Genomic DNA, 4,697 nt, shown 5'->3' on the forward strand with positions numbered 1-4,697 from the left:
CTCGTGTTGGAAGGTGTCACTTTGCGAATGGGATCGCATCAGGACGTTCGGAGGTGCCCGGAGGAATGCCCTTGCGATCTTCGGCCGCCATCATGCCGCGGGTGGAATAATTCAGGTAGAGCCAGAAGCGGTCCCACATCGGAGAGCGCGCGCCGGAATAATAGCCTTGATGCTCACTCAGCGCCTTGTCGCGCCAGCGATCGGCGATCTCTGGCGACACGAGAGCAAACAACATCGTGTCGCCATCCGTGGCGTCGATGGACAGGAGAACCCGACCATTGTCCGCAAGAGCTTTTTCCAGCTCCTTTGTCGCCTCGTCATATTTTTCCCAGACGAGGCCGTGATACTGCTGCACGCCGCCAGGCGGTTCCACACCGGTGATCAGCGGGCCGAACACAGCTTTCGCCGCCGCAGGCAGCGTCTTCTCGTCGATAATACCGTCATCCTGCCAGATGGAAAAAATCTCGGCGGTATATTTGTCTTCGACCGAATACAGCTTCTGATTATTGTCGAGCAGGCTGACCGTGGCAAGAAACAGCCGGTGTCGTGGCGGATAGTCCTCTGCGCCGTAAAAGCCGATGCTTTCGATATCGGTCGGCGGATCGGCCGCCATTTGCCGGACACGATCCACGATTGACGTGTCGTTATTCGAAAAATCGGACGCGAATGCGATGATGTCTTTGTATTCCTCGGCTGGCATTTTCGCTCCTGTGTTTTGCGCGGGAAACAGGCCCGACAGCAGGGAAACGAGCACCAGCCAAATCCTGATGCTGGTTCGACGTGGAAACGTGAATCCGATGCATATGAAGGACATAACCTGCTCCTCATGGCCGGTGCTTGGTCGACCGGAAAGGGCGGGAGCCCGCCCTTTCTCTTTCATATATAATCAGCCTTTATCGGGCTGCGGTCCTTTCGGTGCACTATCTATGGCCGGTTTGGCAATCGGAGCAGGGGTTTCCGGCTTCGGCTTTGCCGGCGCCTGCAGATCGCCCATCAGCGAGGCGATGGCGTTCTCACCTGTAAACCCGGCTTCTTTCAGCAACTGATCAAGCACCGGCTTGTTGGCCTGATAGCTCAGAAGCTGGCCGGCCAGACCTTCGCCAAGGCCGACACCCGAACCGCCGCCTTCGCCGCCGCGACCCAGCATGCCACCGGTGTCGAAAATGCGAATGTCGGAAATCTTCTCGATCGGCTTGACCGCTTCCGCCAGTGCCAGCGGAATAACGCGGATGCGCTCGCGCAGGATTTCGTAGTCGATGATGGCGGCACTCAGTCGATTATGCGCATCGTTGAGCAGAGCTTTGCTTTCGGCCTCCGCCTTGCCGGTCTCGAGCACACCCTTGGCACGAATGATGGCGGCATCGGCCTCAGCGTTGGCAAGCGTCTTGATGGCATCGGCCTGGTCGACGGCGGCCTGTTTTTCGGCTTCGGCACCGACGGTGACTGCGGTTGCTTCTGTCTCGGCCTTCTTGCGGGCGTCGATGATGGCGATCTGGCGTTCGCGTTCGGCGATCTCGACGGCCTTGGCAGTCGATACCTTTTCTTCAGCCGCAATCGCAAGCGCGCGGGCTTCTTCAGCGCGGGCCTTGGATTCAGACTCTTCGCGGCTCTTGTTGGCGACCGCGATGGCGCTTTCCTGCGAAACGATCTGCAGGTCGCGGCGGGCTTCCGTGTCGCGCTGCTGGACGGCGCGAGTGGCATCGATATTGGCGCTTTCGCGGGCCTGCTTGGCGAGCGCCTCGCGTTCGGCGATTGCCTGCTCGGCACCAATACGGGCTTCTTCCTCGGCGCGCTTGGCCGCCTGCTCCTGCTGGGCGGTTTCGGCGCGGGTGGCGGCCGATTTGTTGGCGACGTCGCGTTCCTGGTTCAGTTCTGCCTCGCGCTTGGTGCGCTCGATGGTCAGCGACTGCTGGCGGGCCTCCAGATCCTTCTGGGCGATCGCAACTTCCGTATCGCGGACAATCTCGTTACGTTCCTTCTTGCGTGCCTCGGTAATGCGGGTGAGCGTTGCAAGGCCTTGGGCGTCGAAGAAGTTATTGGCGTTGAAATGCTTGATATCGGTCTGGTCGAGGCGGGTCAGCGACACCGATTCCAGTTCAAGACCGTTGGACTGCAAGTCGGCACCGACGGCTTCCTGAACGGCTTTCACGAAATCCATGCGCTGCTCCTGCAGGGCATCAAGGTTCATGGTCGCAGCAACCGAACGCAGACCGTCCACGAACTTGGCTTCGATGAGGATACGCAGCTGTTCCGCATCGTTGGTGCGATCACCCAGCGTCTGGGCAGCCAGCGCAATCGAGGAAGCATCCGGCTTGACGCGGACATAAAACTCGGCGCCGATATCGACGCGCATGCGATCCTTGGTGATCAGTGCATCGCTTTCGCCTCGGCGCACTTCCAGACGCAGGGTTTTCAGGTTGACGCGGGCGATGGAATGGAAGATCGGCAGCACGACGGAACCGCCGTCGAGCACGACCTTCTGACCACCGAGACCAGTACGGACATAGGCCTCGTCACGGCTGGAGCGGGTATAGAGCGAGGCGACGACAAAGGCGATGCCGAAGATCGCGACAAGGCCGATGCCGGCGGGCAACAACAGATCGTATATCATGGAAGCTCCGTAGAGGTTGGGTTCGGCTCCGCGGTCAGGTCCGACGGTGCAGCGATGGCAATGAAAACGTTTGAAACGGTATCGACGAGGAGGACTTCCGCCCCGATCGGAATAGCTGCGGCATCGGCTGCGGCGCGGGCGCGCAGCGTGTGCCAGTTGCCGTGGCGGTCCTTGATACGCACCCTGCCGGGCAGACCCTGATCGAGCGGGCCGACAGTGACTTCGGCAAGGCGACCGACGAAGTCGGCGGGATCGATGACATAAGTTTCATCGCGCGGGATAATGCGCGAGATCAGGCCTGTCGCCCAACGCGCCTGCGGGACCGCGACGACAAAAGCCGGTATGGAGGCAAGCACTGCCGGCAATGGCATAAAGACGGCGCGCGCGACCGCCTGCAGCACAAAACCGTTCACGGCAAAGAAGCCGAGCAACAGCATGACGAGGACAAGAACCGGCACGCCGCCACGGTTGACCCAGGACATCAGGCCCGAAAGCCCGCCGCCCTGCCCTTCCGGCATCGCCTTGTCCACCAGTTCGCTGAGCGAGACACCGATCAGCAGGCAGCCCATTTCGAGAACCGTGATGGTCACGAGAATGATGCTGGCCACGGCAAACGGTGCTGCCTGAGGGGCGAGGAACAGGTCCATGGGCGTCAGTTCTGGCCAGATTTGAACTGTGCGAGACGCGTCTCGATGGCCTGTTCGCGGTGCAGGCGGTCAAGTTCGTCCAGTTCCGCGGAGGCCTTGTGATCCCCCGATGCCACGCCGGTCAGGCGTGAGACGGTGGCCGCAGCACGGGCGGCGCCATCGGCCGGGTTCTTGCGCGCCTGCGCGCCCTCACCGGCTTCCGGGAACTGTTCGAGGCTGCGCTTCAGAGCAGCGAGCTTCTCCTCGGCTTCGCGGCGGGTGGCGAGAACAGCCTGCAGTGCCTGCTGCCCCTCGGCAAGTTGTTCGCGGGCATTGGCAAGCGCCTTGTCGAGCGCGGCAAGCTGTGCCTCCAGATCAATCTGGCGGGCGACACCGGCCTTGGCGAGATCGTCGCGGCCGGCGGAAACCGCTGTACGGATCTTTTCATCCAGCGCCTGCAGATCGGTGCCGATTTCGTTGCGGCGGGTGAGGATGCGATATTCCTCGGCGCGCGACTTGCCGAGATCGGTACGCGCTTCTTCCGCAGCGGTATCGATTTCGCGCAGCGCCTGTTCCACAATGGCGACCTTGTTGGCGCCCTCGGCCTTATCGACGGCTGCATTCGCCATTCCGGCGATCAGGCGGCCCATGCGGGAAAGAATGCCTTCGTTCGTCATGATCGTCTTCTCCGTTCTGTTCGCGTGCGTGGTGACGCCGATATGGATCTGGTAGCTGCCGTTCTGCGCAACGAGTTGCGCGGGAAAGATGCCGGAAACGCCGGCGGAATACCCCGCCACGTCGTAAGGGACGGAGACGCGCCCCTGCACGGTGGCAATGGTCAGCGTCGATGGTCCCTTGATGGCGAAAAGCTTGTCATCCAGCGGCAAGCGGTCGGGCTTTGCCGCATGATTGCGGTTGGAGGCGAAATCGCGCAGGCCGAGCGTAACCAGCCGGGCCGGCAGGTGGGTTCGCTCCCGCACCGTTTCATAAGCAAGCTCATGCAGGGTGACGAGATTGGCACCGCCCTTTTCCGAGGCGAGATCATCCAGCATGGCCAACATGGCCGCATAGGCCTCGAAGGTATCTTCGAAAGCCTGTTTCGCCTGCTCGTCGGGAGCAAGATCGTAGCGCAAAGTCGATGTGTGTGTACTTTGTGGCATGCTTAAATAGGTAAAGCACCACTTTGGTGCTTTCAAGGGTATAAACCCCCATTTCGAGTTGTGGACACCCGCAACGTCGTCGCCTCTGAGATGCGAATGATACGCAGCAGCACGAGGTGCCGGGACAGGTCGTCAGGCATGGCGGGAAGATCGACGACGAAAAAGAACTGGCGACAGGGAGGGAGACACGCGGGCACAGTCGGCGTTTCGTCCACGGTCTGCATCGGCTTTGAAACGGATAAGTACATGAGCATGGCGGACGAGCCGCCATGCTTCCCTTAGAAGGCAATCAGCCCGACA

At 61.0% G+C, this 4,697-nt stretch carries 4 protein-coding genes; all 4 read right to left on the reverse strand.

Features of this window, described 5'->3' with window-relative positions; translation table 11 throughout:
* Positions 1-16: 16 nt before the first annotated feature.
* The 4 genes from GAO09_RS21020 to GAO09_RS21035 all read right to left on the reverse strand — a co-directional run bounded on the left by GAO09_RS21020 (position 17) and on the right by GAO09_RS21035 (position 4,397).
* Positions 17-700, reverse strand: coding sequence for a hypothetical protein (locus GAO09_RS21020; protein ID WP_153357048.1), 684 nt, complete (start codon positions 698-700; stop codon positions 17-19).
* Between the two features lie 186 nt (positions 701-886).
* Positions 887-2,611, reverse strand: coding sequence for a flotillin family protein (locus GAO09_RS21025; protein WP_153357051.1), 1,725 nt, complete (start codon positions 2,609-2,611; stop codon positions 887-889).
* Entirely contained in the window at positions 2,608-3,258 is a 651-nt protein-coding gene (locus GAO09_RS21030) for an OB-fold-containig protein (protein WP_153357054.1), read from the reverse strand. Before GAO09_RS21030 ends, GAO09_RS21025 begins: the two co-directional genes overlap by 4 nt.
* Positions 3,259-3,263: 5 nt before the next feature.
* Positions 3,264-4,397, reverse strand: coding sequence for a PspA/IM30 family protein (locus GAO09_RS21035; protein WP_153357056.1), 1,134 nt, complete (start codon positions 4,395-4,397; stop codon positions 3,264-3,266).
* Positions 4,398-4,697 lie beyond the last annotated feature (300 nt).

This window comes from Endobacterium cereale (assembly GCF_009617585.1).
GTDB lineage: Bacteria > Pseudomonadota > Alphaproteobacteria > Rhizobiales > Rhizobiaceae > Neorhizobium > Neorhizobium cereale.

Excerpts from the sequence above, each read along its gene's own strand:
- GAO09_RS21035 (WP_153357056.1), bottom strand. The coding sequence starts at position 4,397 with ATGCCACAAAGTACACACACATCGACTTTGCGCTACGATCTTGCTCCC.
- GAO09_RS21025 (WP_153357051.1), bottom strand. The coding sequence starts at position 2,611 with ATGATATACGATCTGTTGTTGCCCGCCGGCATCGGCCTTGTCGCGATC.
- GAO09_RS21030 (WP_153357054.1), bottom strand. The coding sequence starts at position 3,258 with ATGGACCTGTTCCTCGCCCCTCAGGCAGCACCGTTTGCCGTGGCCAGC.
- GAO09_RS21020 (WP_153357048.1), bottom strand. The coding sequence starts at position 700 with ATGCCAGCCGAGGAATACAAAGACATCATCGCATTCGCGTCCGATTTT.